The organism is Synechococcus sp. CS-1326, assembly GCF_025128115.1.
GTDB lineage: Bacteria > Cyanobacteriota > Cyanobacteriia > PCC-6307 > Cyanobiaceae > Regnicoccus.
Map to the genome: position 1 here is coordinate 56,292 of NZ_JAHLYV010000033.1, position 14,733 is coordinate 71,024.

The 14,733-nt window shown below is 65.6% G+C and carries 12 protein-coding genes; 3 read left to right on the plus strand and 9 right to left on the minus strand.

Features of this window, described 5'->3' with window-relative positions; genetic code table 11:
* Positions 1–49 precede the first annotated feature (49 nt).
* The 4 genes from KQ307_RS13195 to KQ307_RS13210 are packed head-to-tail and all read right to left on the minus strand — an operon-like array spanning position 50 to position 3,687.
* A complete protein-coding gene (locus KQ307_RS13195; RefSeq protein ID WP_259728225.1) occupies positions 50–886 on the minus strand; it encodes an ATP adenylyltransferase in 837 nt (278 codons plus the stop codon).
* Entirely contained in the window at positions 873–1,877 is a 1,005-nt protein-coding gene (locus KQ307_RS13200) for a SpoIID/LytB domain-containing protein (RefSeq protein WP_259728226.1), read from the minus strand. The genes KQ307_RS13195 and KQ307_RS13200 overlap by 14 nt, the downstream gene beginning before the upstream one ends.
* Complete coding sequence (locus tag KQ307_RS13205; protein WP_259728227.1) at positions 1,850–2,773, minus strand: PhzF family phenazine biosynthesis protein; 924 nt, start codon at positions 2,771–2,773, stop codon at positions 1,850–1,852. Before KQ307_RS13205 ends, KQ307_RS13200 begins: the two co-directional genes overlap by 28 nt.
* Positions 2,770–3,687: an NAD(P)H-dependent glycerol-3-phosphate dehydrogenase gene (locus tag KQ307_RS13210; protein WP_259728228.1), complete on the minus strand. Its 918-nt coding sequence runs from the start codon at positions 3,685–3,687 to the stop codon at positions 2,770–2,772. Before KQ307_RS13210 ends, KQ307_RS13205 begins: the two co-directional genes overlap by 4 nt.
* A gap of 38 nt (positions 3,688–3,725) precedes the next feature.
* Here KQ307_RS13210 and KQ307_RS13215 point away from each other — a divergent pair, with 38 nt between their 5' ends.
* Positions 3,726–4,523, plus strand: a complete 798-nt coding sequence (locus KQ307_RS13215; RefSeq protein WP_259728229.1) for an SDR family NAD(P)-dependent oxidoreductase — start codon at positions 3,726–3,728, stop codon at positions 4,521–4,523.
* Positions 4,524–4,540: 17 nt separating this feature from the next.
* Here the strand turns inward: KQ307_RS13215 and KQ307_RS13220 are convergent, their stop codons facing one another.
* Entirely contained in the window at positions 4,541–4,963 is a 423-nt protein-coding gene (locus KQ307_RS13220) for a DUF2237 family protein (RefSeq protein ID WP_259728230.1), read from the minus strand.
* Positions 4,964–5,105: 142 nt separating this feature from the next.
* On the opposite strand from KQ307_RS13220, the gene KQ307_RS13225 reads away from it, so the two are divergent.
* Complete coding sequence (locus KQ307_RS13225) at positions 5,106–5,327, plus strand: hypothetical protein (protein ID WP_259703255.1); 222 nt, start codon at positions 5,106–5,108, stop codon at positions 5,325–5,327.
* Between the two features lie 29 nt (positions 5,328–5,356).
* Here the strand turns inward: KQ307_RS13225 and KQ307_RS13230 are convergent, their stop codons facing one another.
* From KQ307_RS13230 to KQ307_RS13240, 3 genes are all read right to left on the minus strand, one after another.
* Positions 5,357–5,647, minus strand: a complete 291-nt coding sequence (locus KQ307_RS13230) for a DUF4090 family protein (RefSeq protein ID WP_259728231.1) — start codon at positions 5,645–5,647, stop codon at positions 5,357–5,359.
* 38 nt (positions 5,648–5,685) lie between these two features.
* Positions 5,686–9,318, minus strand: a complete 3,633-nt coding sequence (metH, locus tag KQ307_RS13235) for a methionine synthase (protein WP_259703253.1) — start codon at positions 9,316–9,318, stop codon at positions 5,686–5,688.
* 61 nt (positions 9,319–9,379) lie between these two features.
* The gene (locus KQ307_RS13240; protein WP_259703322.1) at positions 9,380–10,297 is read right to left on the minus strand and encodes a branched-chain amino acid transaminase; all 918 of its coding nucleotides are present in this window, start codon (positions 10,295–10,297) and stop codon (positions 9,380–9,382) included.
* Between the two features lie 88 nt (positions 10,298–10,385).
* Between KQ307_RS13240 and cobN the strand changes: the two genes are divergently transcribed.
* Positions 10,386–14,123: a cobaltochelatase subunit CobN gene (gene cobN, locus KQ307_RS13245; RefSeq protein WP_259728232.1), complete on the plus strand. Its 3,738-nt coding sequence runs from the start codon at positions 10,386–10,388 to the stop codon at positions 14,121–14,123.
* 53 nt (positions 14,124–14,176) lie between these two features.
* Here cobN and KQ307_RS13250 read toward each other — a convergent pair whose 3' ends face one another.
* Complete coding sequence (locus KQ307_RS13250; protein ID WP_259703251.1) at positions 14,177–14,722, minus strand: hypothetical protein; 546 nt, start codon at positions 14,720–14,722, stop codon at positions 14,177–14,179.
* Between the last annotated feature and the right edge of the window lie 11 nt (positions 14,723–14,733).

Sequence of the window (14,733 nt, forward strand, 5' to 3'; positions counted from 1 at the left end):
GCTCCTTTTCCAGAAAGAGCCCGTCATCCATCCCCTGGCAACCGTGGAATCACGGAACCGTGGCGGCAACCTCCTCCAGCAGGGCCCAAGGTCCGTGCTGCCTGAGCCAGGACAGCTCGGCCCGCCTGGTCAGCAGGAGATAGCCGGCAAAACCAAGGGCGTTGACACTGAATCCCGCCACCCGCTCACGCCGCCGCCGGATCATCAGGAACCAGTCATCACTGATGAGCAGGTTGTACGGGTGAAGGGGGCGGTCGGAGGTGCGGGGGTCTCCCAGGCCGAGGGCTGACGCCTGGCGGTGGTAGTGGGCAGCGAGGGCATGCTGATCCTCGTGGGGCCGCCTGCGGCTGAGGCGGTAGGGCCAGGGCCAGGGTTGGGCCCGGGCCTCCAGCTGGGCTCTGAGCGCCGGTTCGAGGGGGCAGGCCGGCTCACCCCGATGGCGGGGCAGCAGCTGGAGATGGCGGTGCGGCTGACTCGCACCGGCTTCAGCGCAACTGTTGAAGAACCAGAGTCCGCTGGTGTCGGCGGCAACTGCAACCATCGAAGACCAGTCCGAAGCGTCCAGCCAACCGGCCTGGGGAGCCCAGCTCTGGGTGATCAGCAGCAGATGACCGGGCTGCACCGGGTACTTGTTCAGAAGAAGCAGATGAGAATCACCGAGCCGCTGCACCTCAAGGGAGGTTTCCCAGGGCAGGAATGGATTGGCACGGGGACCTGGCTCAAGCAGGTGCTTGGGGGTGGCGGAGCAGAGCTGACGGAGCTGAAAGGGCTCCCAGCCCTCGGGCTTGATCAGGCTGGTGACCAGGGGGACCAGGCTGCCGTCCCGACGGGCCTGGGCGCTGCGCTCCAGGGCCGCCCTCCAGATCCGTCCTTCAGTTCCTGGCACCGATCTGCAGCCTTGCCAGGGAGGCCCCCTGGTAGTAGCGGCCCAGGATCTGGTTGTAGCGGAGCCCCTGCAAGGCGAGCTGCTGCGCTCCTTCCTGGCTCATGCTGGCGCCGAGATGGCCGTGGGCCTCCAGGGTGATCTGGCTGTTGGCGGCATAGAGGCTTTCAACGATGCCTCCCTGGTAGCTGAGGATCAGACCGGTGGTGCGCTTCACCGCCTCGGACGTGCGGGAGGAGACCGACGCCAGGCCTCGATAGGCCTGCCAGCGGGTGGTGTCACCAAGATGGAAATGGGGATCGGCTGGCCTGGCCAGGTGGGCCAGGGCGTAGGAACGGGCGGCCACGGCCTGGGCCTTGAGCGCTTCGATCGACCAGGAACTGGGCATTTCGGCTCCCACCACCGACATCAGGTAGCGCTCCAGCGGCAGGTGATTCACCGGCGTGATCCCGCCAGACTCCCGCAACAGACGCATCCGACCCTCGTAGGCCCTGCCGTTGACCAGCAGGTGCTCTGAGGGCGAAGTCTCAAGCCAGAGACCATTCGCCGGTCCAGCCACAGCGGCAAGATCGACGGGGCTGCCGGCCTGGCCCCGTTGCAGGAGTTCACCGTTGCCATCACGCAGGGTCCAGGCTCCGGTGGCCGAGAGCGTGGGCTGACCGGCCTGGCTCAGCAGGGCCACCCGGATCTCCAGCGCAACGGGCTGCCCGGCGGCAGGTTCCACGAGCGTGGCCTCCTCCTGCGGCAGCCGGGGGGCCGCCGGCGGGGGTGCATCGGCGCGGCGGGCCTGGATCGAGTCCAGGCTCGATTCGTCAGTGGCCTGGCTGCTGATCGGATCACTCACCGCCGGCAGCAGGGCATCCAGCACCCGCCGGTCCGGTTGGGGAGGAGCTGGGGTGAGCGACTGGGCCATGAAGCCGAGCCCGAGCGCCACGACACTCAGGGGAGCACTGAACAGCAGGGTGTTCAGCCGCCGTCGAGGCAACGCCGCCATTCGCCAGGCGTGCCCTCGACGCAGCCAGTCATCAGGACGCCATCCCAAACCAGTTGCCCCGCACCCGTCAGGTGGATCATGCCGGAAGACAGCGGTTCGCAGAGCATGCCTCCGCCCTGTTTCGAAGCCTGCCACCCCACCACACGAGGGCGGCCCAGGCGCTTGCACCACCACGGCGCCACCAGGGCATGGGCCGATCCGGTGACGGGGTCCTCGCTGATCCCCAGGCCGGGGGCGAAGAATCGCAGCTGATAATCGGCCGGTTCACCCAGAACAATCGGGCCTTCCCCTGAACTGCTGGTGGGCTGCATCAACACCAGACCCCGACTCAGCTCCGGGCCCAGGGACTGGGCGAGCCCCAGGCCATCCAGGCCGATCAGATCGGCGCTGGCAGGGAGCAGCGCAACCCAGTAGCCAAGGCTGGTTTGCCAGGTATCAAGCGGCTCCCCCCCCAGCAGTGGCCCCAGCTGCTGGGGCAGGGAGCAGGGCTCGAGAGCGGAGCAGGGCAGCACCAGCTCCGCCGTGCCCGTGCCGGCGGCGCCGACGGACACCGCCAGGGGGCCGCTTCTGGTCAGCAGGCTGGTGGCTTCCCCTGGCAGGAGGCCGCCCCAGTGCTCCAGCGCCAGGGTGGCCGCCAGGGTGGCGTGGCCACAGAGCGGCACCTCGCAGCTCGGCGTGAACCAGCGCAGCGCCCAGCCGGGCCGAGCCAGCCTCTCGGGTTGTTGATCGGTCCAGGGCAGCAGAAAGGCCGTCTCCGACTGCTGGAACATGGCAGCCACCGCCTGCATCCAGTCGGGATCGGCCGGCCGGTCCAGCAGCACCACCGCCGCGCCGTTTCCCTGCAGGGGGCGTTCGGCGAAGGCCTGGATCTGCAGGCTCGGAAGCGACGCGTTCACGTCTTTTCCTGCCTGAGATCCCGTTCCATCAGGGCCCGCACCACGGCCTGCGGGCCGGAACGGCCCTGAATCAGGGCCACGACCTGCTCGCAGATCGGCAGGCTCCAGCCACCCCGCTGCGCCAGGGCAAGGGCAGCCTCGGCGGTCATCGCCCCTTCCACCGTGGCCCCGATGCGCCGCAGAGCCTGCTCGGCCGGCATTCCCTCCGCCATCAGCAGGCCGAAGCGGTAGTTGCGGCTCAACGAACTGTTGGCTGTGGCGAGCAGATCACCGAGCCCGGCCAGCCCGAACAGCGTGGTCGGGTCCCCGCCCATGGCTGCAGTCAGACGACCCATTTCCGCCAGGCCACGGGTGAGCAGGGAGGCCTTGGCATTGGCACCGAGACTGAGGCCGTCGCAGATTCCCGCCGCCACTGCCATGACGTTCTTGAGGGCGGCCGCCAGCTCCGTGCCGATCGGATCGGCATTCGTGTAAAGCCGAAACGAATCGCTGCTCAGTTCCTGCTGCAGCCGGCTGGCCAGGGCCTGGTGGCGCGAAGCCAGCACGCTGGCCGCCGGCAGCCCCCGGTCGAGTTCGTCGGCCAGATTCGGGCCGCTCAGCACCACGCAATCAAGCTCCGGGATGCTCCGCTCCCAGAGCTGGGAAGCTGTGCAGAGCTGATCGATGTCGATGCCTTTGCTGCCACTCAGCAGAGGGAGGCCACACGGCCAGGCTGGCGCCAGCTGCCTGGCCAGGGAAGGCACACCGGCCATCGCCACGGCAGAGATGATCAGATCCTGCTGCTGGAGCAGGGAGAGAGGATCCGTCTGCAGTCGCCGCGACCAGACCTCCACCCTGTGACCCTGGCGCTGGAGCAGAGCAGCCAGGGTCCTGCCCCAAGCTCCCTGACCCAGAACCCCGATCCGCACTGCCATCGAGCCATCATGCGGCATTCCGGATCGCTGATTCACTGATGGTGCCACCCGAGCCGATTCCGGGCCCGGACCCCGGGCAGCGATCGGTTGAGTCGCTGCGTCAGTGGCGGGGCCATGCCCTGGTGGTGGGCTGTGGCGGCATCGGTCGGGCCCTCCTGGGCGAGCTGTCGGCGCGGGCTCCATGGCTGACGCTCTGGGCAACGAATCGTTCAGGTCGTTGGCCGGAGCACGGCGGGACCATCCCCCCGGAGCGGGTGCTGGCCCTGGAGCTCGGTGACGATGACAGCCTGGCCGGACTGGCGCTGGCCCTCAAGCCCATGGCAGGGTCGTTGCGACTCGTGTTCAACACTGCGGGGCTGTTGCATGGGGCCAAGCTGCAGCCCGAGAAACGCCTGCAGCAGGTCAGCCGCCTCGCCCTTGAGCGCTCCTTTGCCGTCAACGCCTTCGGTCCGTTGCTGCTGGCCCAGGCCCTGGAGCCCCTGCTGGCTCGCGCAGAACCGGTGATGTTCGCCAGCCTCTCGGCCCGGGTCGGCAGCATCGCTGACAACCGGCTCGGAGGTTGGTACGCCTATCGGGGAGCCAAGGCCGCCCAGAACCAGATGCTGCGCTGTCTGGCGCTGGAATGGCGCCGTCGGTTGCCCCTGGCCTGCCTCACCCTGCTGCACCCAGGCACCACCGCCACCCCTCTTTCGGCTCCGTTTCAGGCCTCCGTCTCACCGGAACGCTTGTTCAGTCCGGCCCGCAGTGCCCGCCAGCTGCTGGATGTGCTCGAAGCCCAGAATCCTGAGCAGAGTGGGCGCTTCCTGGCCTGGGATGGATCGGTGATCCCCTGGTGAGGCCAGGGAGGCAGGGATCAGGCCCGATGGGCCGCCTGCCTGAGCAGTTCGAGCGGAATGATCTCCAGGGTGGTGTGCTCGGTGGCCTCCAGCCTCACCGCTGGAGCCACCCCGTCCTGGTGGGCCTCAAGCCAGCGGGCGGCACAGACGCACCAGTGGTCGCCGGCCTTGAGACCGGGGAAGCCGTAGGCGGGCATCGGTGTGGAGAGGTCATTGCCCTGGGAGCTGCTGTAGCTCAGAAACACCTGGCTGATCACGCAACAGACCGTGTGCCGGCCCAGATCGCTGCCATCGGTGCGGCAGGAACCGTCCCGATGCCATCCGGTCAGCGGCTCGCAACCGCAGATCTCCAGGGGCTCACCGAGCACATTGCGCGGCTGGTCGGCGACGGAACGCCCGGGAGCTGGAATGGCAGAAGTGGCCACGGCGGCAGAGAGCATCAAGCCTGAATTGTGACGGAACTGTGGGCTGATCCGGGCACAGAAGGTTGACGGATTCGGGGGGGCAGGCGTTAAAGCTCATGGAGCGGAGCTGCTAAGAAGAAGCTGGACCGCTCCACCCTCCGACTGCCTTGACCCCTTCATGAGCTGGGATTTCACCGAAGACGCCGCATTCACTGCCCTCTTCGACGCCTTCAAGGAGAGCGGTGAAGCCTCCGCCATGGAGTTCCTCGCCCATGGGGAAGGGGCTTTCCATTTTCAGGAACTCAGCCAGAACGCAGCTGGGGAAGGCGTTGACCTGAGTGATTCCACTGATCTGCAGGCGTTTCAGCAGTCGGTGATCGACAGCCTTGAGGAGCTGTAGCGCCAGAGCGGATCTGCTGCCGGCGGGGATCAGCCATAGAAAAAGGCGATCTCCTTTTCCTTCAGACCTTCCCAACCTGCGGCCTGGAGGCGCTGATCAAGGCTCGCCTGATCGAAATGCTTGGCACCGGTCTTGACGACCCGGTTGCGCATGGATTTCTTCACCCCACTGCGGGCCCTCTGTGCTTCCAGGGCCATCACCTCCTCGTAGAGAGCCAGCATCGCGACTGGGATCGGCGAGCCATCCAGGTCGAGGCCGGCGGCGATGGCAGCATCGACGCCATCAGGCCCGGCGAGGGGGGCGGAAGGGTTTGGAAGCATCGGACTGGGAGAACGGACTCTCCCAGCCTGCCACCGGCTCAGGCGCTGAAATAGCGGGCCTGGGGATGCAGGGCCACCAGTGCCGTGGTGCTCTGTTCCGGTTCGAGCTGGTCGCTTTCATCCATGGTCAGGCCAATGCGGTGGGCCTCCAGCCAGAGCAGTTGCTGACGCGAATCCGCCACATTCGGGCAAGCCGGATAGCCGAACGAATACCGGCTGCCGCGGTAACGCTGGGCCAGCACCTCCCTCAACTCAGCGGGTTCCTGGTCACCGAAGCCAAGCTCCCGGCGGATGCGGGCGTGAACCCATTCAGCCAGGGCTTCGGCCATCTGAACCGCCAGACCGTGGAAATAGAGGTAGTCGGTGTAGCGATCGGCGGCAAAGAGGGTTTTGGCGAAACGGGTGGCAACCTCCCCCATCGTGACGGCCTGCATCGGCAGCACATCGGTGGGTAGGCCACCATCGAGGTCGCGATAGAAGTCGGCAATGCAGTAGCGGTTGCCGGCCCGCTGGCGGGGCAGAACGAAACGTCCGAGTTCGGAACGGGAATCGCTCGGATCGAAGACCACCACACTGTTGCCGTCGCGCCCACAGGGGAAGTAGCCGTAGGCCACCCTCGGTGTCAGCAATCCCTCCTGATGGCAGCGCTTGATCCACTCCGCCAGCACCGGCTCGGCTTTCTCGGCCAGCATCCGGTCATGCTCCTCACGGCTCTGATCCTGGCCCTTGCGTAACTGCCATTGGCCCGCGAACAGGGCATTGCGATCGAGGTAGGCAAAAACCTCGGCCAGCGGTATCTCGGTTTCATCCAGCAGGCAACTGCCCAGGAAGGGTGGGGTGATCGCCTCCTGCTCCGGAACCGCCTCGGAGCGCTCCTGGCTGGCTGGGGGGAGATCGACGGCGACCTGGATGGGCTCTGCCGGCTGGGCGGCAGACGGCTCGGCCTCGGCGGAATCCGCCTCGGCGCTCAGGCCCAGACCGGGTGGAATGCCATCGAGAAACCCTTTGATGTCGTCCCAGTGGCCGCCTTCCTTCGCCTCGGCCAGAGCATCCATGAACCGCAGGTCGGAGAAAGCATCCCGTCCGTAGATCACCTGGCCCCTGTAGACGCTGCGGCAATCCTTGTTAACAAAGCGAGGCGTGAGGGCGGCCCCCCCCAGAATCACGGGAACGGCAATACCGGCTTCATTGAAGGCCTGGAGATTATCTTTCATGAAGGCCGTCGACTTGACCAGCAATCCACTCATGGCAATGCAATCAGCCTGGTGAATGCGCTGGGCATCGATGATTGCATCAACAGGCTGTTTGATGCCAAGGTTGATCACTTCATAGCCATTATTTGTTAAGATGATGTCAACAAGATTCTTGCCGATATCGTGAACATCGCCCTTCACGGTGGCAATCAGGAACTTGGCCTTGGCTCGCCGCTCCCCCTCCACTTTCTCCATGTGGGGCTCCAGGAAAGCAACAGCCGCCTTCATCGTTTCGGCGCTCTGAAGAACGAAGGGCAGCTGCATCTGGCCTGAGCCGAACAGTTCACCCACGGTTTTCATGCCATCCAGCAGAAACGTGTTGATGATCTGGAGGGGAGGATAGGTGGTGAGGGCCTCTGAAAGGGCAGGCTCCAGGCCGATCCGCTCGCCATCGATGATGTGCTGACTGAGCCGCTGCTCCACCGGCAGGTCGGCGAGGGAGGGACCGGATTCCCGCGCCTCCCTGGCGCTGACACCTTCGAACAGTTTGGTGAGTTCAGCCAGGGGGTCATAACTGCAGACATCGCCATCGAAGCGGCGCGCATCATTGATCAGGTCGAGGCAGACCTGCTGGGTTTCTGGATTGATCTTGGCGAGAGGGAGAATCTTGGCCGGGCTGACGATGGCAGCGTCCATTCCAGCCAGACAGCATTCGTGGAGAAAAACGGAATTCAGCACAATCCGGGTGGCCGGGGAAAGGCCGAAACTGATGTTGCTCACACCGAGCACCACATGCACTCCCGGCAGCTGGGAGCGAATCTGGCGAATCGCCTCGATCGTGGCCGCGCCATTGCGGCGGTCTTCCTCGATGCCCGTTGAGATCGGCAGGGCAAGGGCGTCGTAGAAGATCTCGTGGGCCGGAATGCCGAACTCCACCGCATCGCGGTAGGCCCGCTGGGCGATCGCAAACTTCCGTTCAGCCGTGCGCGCCATCCCCTCCTCGTCGATGGTGCCGATCACCACACCCGCGCCGTAGCGACGTGCAAGCTCCAGAACCTTGAAGAAGCGTTCATCGCCATCCTCATAGTTGGTGGAGTTGAGGATGCATTTCCCACCAGCCACCTTGAGGCCGGCCTCCATCTTCTGCCACTCGGTGGAATCGAGCATCAGCGGCAGGTTCACATTCGTGACCAACCGACTGACCAGATCGTGCATGTCCTTTTCGCCATCCCGGCCGACATAATCGACGTTGACATCAAGAACATGGGCATTTTCCTTCACCTGACCCCTGGCCAGAGCGACAAGACCGTCCCAGTCTTCGTCATTGAGCAACTCTCGAACCTTCTTGGAGCCGCTGGCATTGAGGCGCTCACCGATGATCAGGAATGAGTTGTCCTGGTGGTACGGAGTGATGCCATAGATCGATGCCGCCGCCGGCTCGGTGTTGAGGGCCAGCCGGCTGATCTGTTCGCCTGGAAGGCGCACCTGGCGCGGCTTGGGGTGAAGCTCGCTGGCCAGCTCAGCCAGGGCTCCGATATGGGCCGGGGTGGTACCGCAGCAACCACCGATCACCTGCACGCCGAGATCCTCGACGAAGTGCATCAATTGCATCTTCATCTCCACCGGGGTGAGGCGGTAGTGGGCCACACCGCCCACATTCTCGGGCAGGCCGGCATTCGGAATGCAGCTCACCACAAAGGGGCTGTGCTCACTGAGATAGCGAACATGCTCCTTCATCTGTTCAGGTCCAGTGGCGCAGTTGAGACCGAGGATATCGATCGCAAACGGCTCCAGGATCGCCACCACCGCAGCGATGTCGGAGCCCACCAGCATCGTGCCGGTGGCCTCCACCGTCACGGAAACCATCAGTGGACGCCGTTCACCGCTGACACTGAAGGCCGCTTCGATCCCCTGCAGCGCCGCCTTGATCTGGAGCACGTCCTGGCAGGTTTCAACGATGAACAGATCAACATCACCAGCCAGCAATCCCTCCGCCTGCTCCTGAAATGCCGCCTTCATCTCATCGAAGCTGATGTGCCCAAGTGTGGGCAACTTGGTGGTCGGTCCGATCGAACCGGCCACATAACGGGGCTTCTCCGGCGTGCTGTATTCGCTGGCCACCTGCTTGGCCAGCTCAGCCGCTCGCTTGTTGATGGCGAAGGCCTGATCCTGAAGCTCGTATTCCACGAGCACGATCGAGGCTGCGCCGAAGGTGTCGGTCTCGATCACATCGCAGCCAGCCTCAAGGAAGAGGCGATGCACCGCCTGGACAGCATCCGGGCGGGTGAACACCAGGTTCTCGTTGCAGCCCTCCAGAGCAGCCCCGCCGAAGTCTTCGGCGCTGAGATCCATCTGCTGCAGGGAGGTGCCTGTGGCTCCGTCGAACACCAGTACGGGCCGCTCCGGGGAATGGAGACGCTCGAGAAAACTCATCGTCCGCACCGTCGGTTCGGCCGCCCGCTCAACCACTGTTCCCATCAACCCCGTTCCCGCTGTAGTGGGGCCATCATCACCGGTCAAACCCGGAAGATGTGGAGCCTCAGGCCAGCAATCGAACACGGCTGACCCAGTGGTCGTAGGCGGGATCGAAACCCTGGGTGATGGCGGTGAGCCGATCCCGCAACAGCGCCATCACGGGACGTTCGCTCGGCAGATCGGTGCTTTCGATCCGCCGCACCGGCGTGACCCGGGCGGCGGTGCCACTGAGAAACACCTCATCAGCCACCAGCAGCTCGGTCTTGTCGACGGCGCGCTCAAGGGTGGGAATGCCGATGTCGCGGGCCAGTTCCAGGATGCTGGCCCGGGTGATTCCTTCAAGGATGTCCTGATCAACGCTCGGGGTGATCAGCACACCATCACGAACGATGAACAGGTTCATCCCACTGGCCTCGCTCACCTTGCCGCGGCTGTTGAGCAGCAACGCCTCATCGAAACCGCTCTGCACGGCTTCGGTCTTGGCCAGGGAGCTGGTGATGTAGGCACCACTGATCTTGCCGCGCAGGGGCAAGGAGCGATCCTCCTGGCGGCACCAGCTGCTGAAACGACAGCTCACTCCATCGGGAGAGAGATAATCGCCGAGCTCGATGCCATAGATCAGAAAATCGGTCTCAATGTCATGCAGACGGGGGGCGATGCCCAGGTCGCTGGTATAAACAAATGGACGAAGATAGATCGGAGTTGTCGGTCGATTGGCCTGGAGGAATTGCTCGATCGCCCCATGGATCGTGCTCTCGGGCAGATCGGTGAGCAGCAGCCGGGCGCTCTGGCTGAGGCGGCGGGCATGGCGATCCGCCCGGAACAGAAGGATCTCGCCCGGATCGGTGGGGTTGGGCAGGGCCCTCATGCCACCGAACGCTCCGGTGCCGTAGTGCAGCGCATGGGTGGCCACTGAGATCGTGGCTTCAGCGAACGGCACACAGCGGCCACCGAACCAGGCATAGGGAAGGAACTGGTGCATGCGGAACGGCGTGGTGTGGCGGCGAGGCAGGTAGTGGCGACCAGAGGCCCCGGCCGATCTTCTCACCGCCAGGGCCGAAGATGGGGTGATGCACCGGCTTGCCTCCATTCCCGGCCAATCGGATCCGGTCGAAGGATCACTTCTGGTCGAGCAACCATCGGCTCCGCTCTTGTGGTTGACCAGTGCCGACAGCGATCTGCAGGCCCTGGCCGATCTGTTGGCGCGGGAGCCTGATCTGCCCGGCACGCAGGTGCGGGGCCTGAACCTGGCTGCTCTGCAGCACCCGGCAGCCATCGATCACTACCTGGCCACCAGCATGGGGGAGACCCGACTGGTGCTGATCCGCCTGCTGGGCGGCCGGGGACACTGGAGCTACGGACTGGAGCGATGGCGGGCCTGGGCGGAAGCAGCGGCCGGGCGACAGTTGCTGGTGGTTGCCGGCACGGCTGAAGAAGAAGATTCCCTGGCCAGCCTGGGCACGGTTTGCGCAGCACTGACCACCGCGATCGCCCGTTGCCTGCGGGAGGGGGGAGAGGAGAACCTGCGCCGGGTGCTCACCAGCCTGCACTGCCTGATCAACGCCGAACCCGTTCAGCCGCCGCAGCTCGTGCCCCTGGCCGATCCTCTTCCCCATGACTGGCGGGATGAACCGGGGCCGCGGGTCGGACTGGTGTTGTATCGAGCCCAGTACCAGGCGGGCGACACCGGGCTGGTGGAAGCCAGCCTGATTGCCCTGCGCAACCTGGGGCTCTGTCCCAGGGCCCTCTGGGTGAGTGGGCTGCGGGATCTCGGCGTGCAGCGGGGGGTGAGCGACCTGCTGCGGCGCGAAAGCGTCGAGGCGGTGCTCTGCGCCACCTCCTTCGCCTCGGTTCAGTTCGAGGAGGCCGGGCTGGGGGCGCCGCTGTGGGAATCCCTGAACGTGCCGGTGGTGCAACTGCTCTGCAGCACCCAGAGCCGTCAGCACTGGCAGCAGAGCAGCATCGGCCTCAATCCCCTCGACCTCAGCCTTCAGGTGGCTCTGCCCGAACTGGATGGCCGGATCACGAGCCGCGTCGGAGCGTTCAAGGAGCTTGTTCGGGCCGACGATCAGCTCACCACCGCGATCCACCACTACCGGCCGGACCCCGAACGACTCGACTGGATCGCCCAGCTGGTGAAGGGCTGGGTGGAGCTGCGCCGGACCCCGGCCAGTCGGCGACGGCTGGCTCTGGTGCTGGCCAACTACCCCACCCGCAACAGCCGCGTCGCCAATGGTGTCGGCCTCGATACCCCGGCCAGCACTGCCCTGATGCTGGGCTGGCTGCAGGAGAGCGGCCACGATCTCGGTACCGGGCCCCTGCCCGCTGGAGGCGACGCCCTGATCGAGCGGCTGCTGGCCGGCCGCACCAATGACCCGGAGAGCAGCCACAGGCCCGCCCTCGATCATCTGCCACTGGCCATCTATCTGGCCTGGTATCACACGCTGCCGGCCGCTGGCAGGGCCCAGCTGGAGGCCCGCTGGGGGTCCCCAGGAGGGGATGAAGGCCTGGAGGCCACAGCGGCCGGCCCGGGGTTTCCCATTCGGGGCCTTCGCTTTGGTTCGGTGGTGGTACTGATCCAGCCGGAGCGCGGCTATGACCGCGACCCAGGCCTTCACTACCACTCCCCTGATCTGCCCCCCACCCACGCCTACCTGGCCCAGTACCTCTGGCTGCGACAGTCGGCCGGTTGCCAGCTGATGGTGCACGTCGGCAAGCACGGCAACCTCGAATGGCTGCCCGGCAAGGGGCTTGGTCTCTCCGACCACTGCTTCCCGGAATGGGCGCTGGGGCCGATGCCCCACCTGTATCCCTTCATCGTCAATGACCCTGGGGAAGGCTCCCAGGCCAAACGCCGCGCCCAGGCCGTGATTCTCGATCACCTCACCCCGCCCCTGGCCCGGGCAGGACTGCATGGTCCGCTTCTGCAGCTCGAAGTGCTGCTCGACGAATACTGGGAAGCCCGCCAGCTCGGTTCGGCACGGCTGGAGCCTTTGCGGCGGCGGCTGGTGGAGCAACTCGAAGCGATTGCCCTGCCGCCAGCGGACAACTCACAGCTCAGCAACCTCGAGGCGAGGCTGGAGGCGGCGGATGGTTATCTGTGCGAGCTCAAGGAAGCCCAGATCCGCACGGGGCTGCACACCTTCGGCGCCTTGCCCGCTGCCGCACCGCTGGCGGAACTGCTGCTGTGCCTGGCCCGACCCCCGCTGGCCGCTGGCCCTGGCCTGACCCAGGCCATCGGCCTGGATCTGGACCTCGACCTCGATCCCTGGTCTGATTCGGACCAGGCTCCGCTCAGCCCCGCAGACCAACGGAAGCTGACACCACTCCCCGGTGGGACTGCCGACGGCGCCCCGGAGGCCGCTCTGCGCTGCGCCGGCGATGGGGTCGCGATCCTGGAACGGCTTGCCCTGAGCCTGGTCAGCGCCCTGCTGGAGGGCATGGTTCCCTCCGACCTGCCGGATCTTCCCGGCCCGATCACCGCCTCAGTGCTGGAGCGGGTTTGCCTCACCCTGCTGCCGAACCTGCTGGCCTGCGGTGAAGCGGAACGCCGTTCCTTCCTGGCCGGCGTCGCCGGCGAGCGGATTGCCGCCGGTCCCTCGGGCGCTCCGACCCGTGGCCGGCCGGACCTGCTCCCGACCGGCCGGAACTTCTACAGCGTCGATCTGCGTGGTTTGCCCACGGAAGCCGCCTGGGACCTGGGCCGGCGCAGCGCCGAACTGTTGCTCGATCTCCATCTGCAGGAGCAGGGCGAAGACCTGAGCCACCTTGCTCTCTCGGTCTGGGGGACGGCCACCATGCGCAACGGCGGTGAAGACATCGGCCAGGCCCTGGCCCTGATGGGGGTGCGCCCCGTCTGGGATGGCCCGACCCGACGCATGGTGGGACTGGAGGTGATTCCACTGAGCCTGCTGGGGCGACCGCGGGTCGACGTGACCCTGCGAATCTCCGGCCTGTTCCGGGACGCTTTTCCCCAGCTGGTCGGCTGGATGAATCAGGCCACGGCGATGCTGGCGGCCCTGGACGAATCCGAGCAGGACAATCCCCTGGCCGCCAGTGCCAGGCGGGAGGGACATTCCGCCAGGGTCTACGGCTCAGCCCCAGGCGCCTATGGGGCTGGCCTGCAGGGTCTGATCGACAGTGGTCAGTGGGAAGACCGCAGCGACCTGGGGGAGGCCTTCCTGCAGTGGAGCGGCTGGCGCTACGAAAACCTGAGCCAGGGAGGCTGCGAGGCGATCGCCGACCGGAGCGGACTGGAGGAGCGGCTCCGCCAGGTGCAGGTTGTGCTGCACAACCAGGACAACAGGGAACATGACCTGCTCGACTCCGATGACTACTACCAATTTCAGGGCGGCCTCAGCGCCGCCACCGAGCGGGTGCGTGGCACGGCCCCGGAGCTCTGGTTCGGTGACCATTCCCGCCATCAACGTCCCCGCCTGCATCGGCTGGAGCGGGAGCTCGACAAGGTGCTGCGCTCCCGCGTGCTCAATCCGCGCTGGATCGAGGGGATGAAGGCCCACGGCTACAAGGGGGCTTTCGAGATGGCAGCCAGCCTCGACTACCTGTTTGCCTACGACGCCAGCACCGGCCGGGTACCGGACTGGAGTTATGGGGCGATCTGCCAGACCTGGCTTCAGAGCGAATCAACCCTCCAGATGCTGCGCAGATCCAATCCCTGGGCCCTGCGGGACATGGCCGAACGCCTGCTCGAAGCCCATCACCGGGGGCTGTGGGAAGGTGCTGACCCAGACCAGCTGAATCACCTGAAGCAACTGGTGTTGAGCAGCGAATCCCTGGTGGAGGCCTGAATGCCTTCCACCAGGGGCAGCCCGATCGCCTGGCCGCCAAAAACCCCTGCCGCTCAGCTGATGATGTCGCGGGCCATCGACTTGAACGGATCGATCGTGCCTGGTTTTCCTGATTGTTGAGCAACCTGGGACTGGGCATCGGGTGATCCGCTGCTGGCCGTGCGGGGGCTGATCTCGCCGGCCTGGGAGTTCACTCCAGTGGCCGTGGATCCTCTCAGGCGGCGGCTGAGCTCGGAGGAGCTGAGCTTTTCTGCAAACGTTTTCTTCACTGGTTTGGGCACGCCACTGTTGAGACCCTTGGCCGCTTTGCCGGCAGCCGGTGTGGTCAACGCGGCCGAAGCGGACTCGACCCTCGCCTCCATGGAATCAACCTGCTGAATGATCTCCTTCTGACCGGGGCTGTCGGCGTTGCCGGGAAAGGTGTGGCGAATCGTGTAAGGACGCCGCATGTAATCGACGTTGCCGAGGGTGCCGGAAGCATCGGCATCGAGGAAGAAGCTGGCAGTGTCTTTCTTGGCGGCTGGCTCAGCTTTGGGCTTCTTTGAGGAGAAGTCTCCGCTGTTGGCGCCGGTGCCGAGCAGACGATCAAGCAGACCCATGGTTAGGAAAC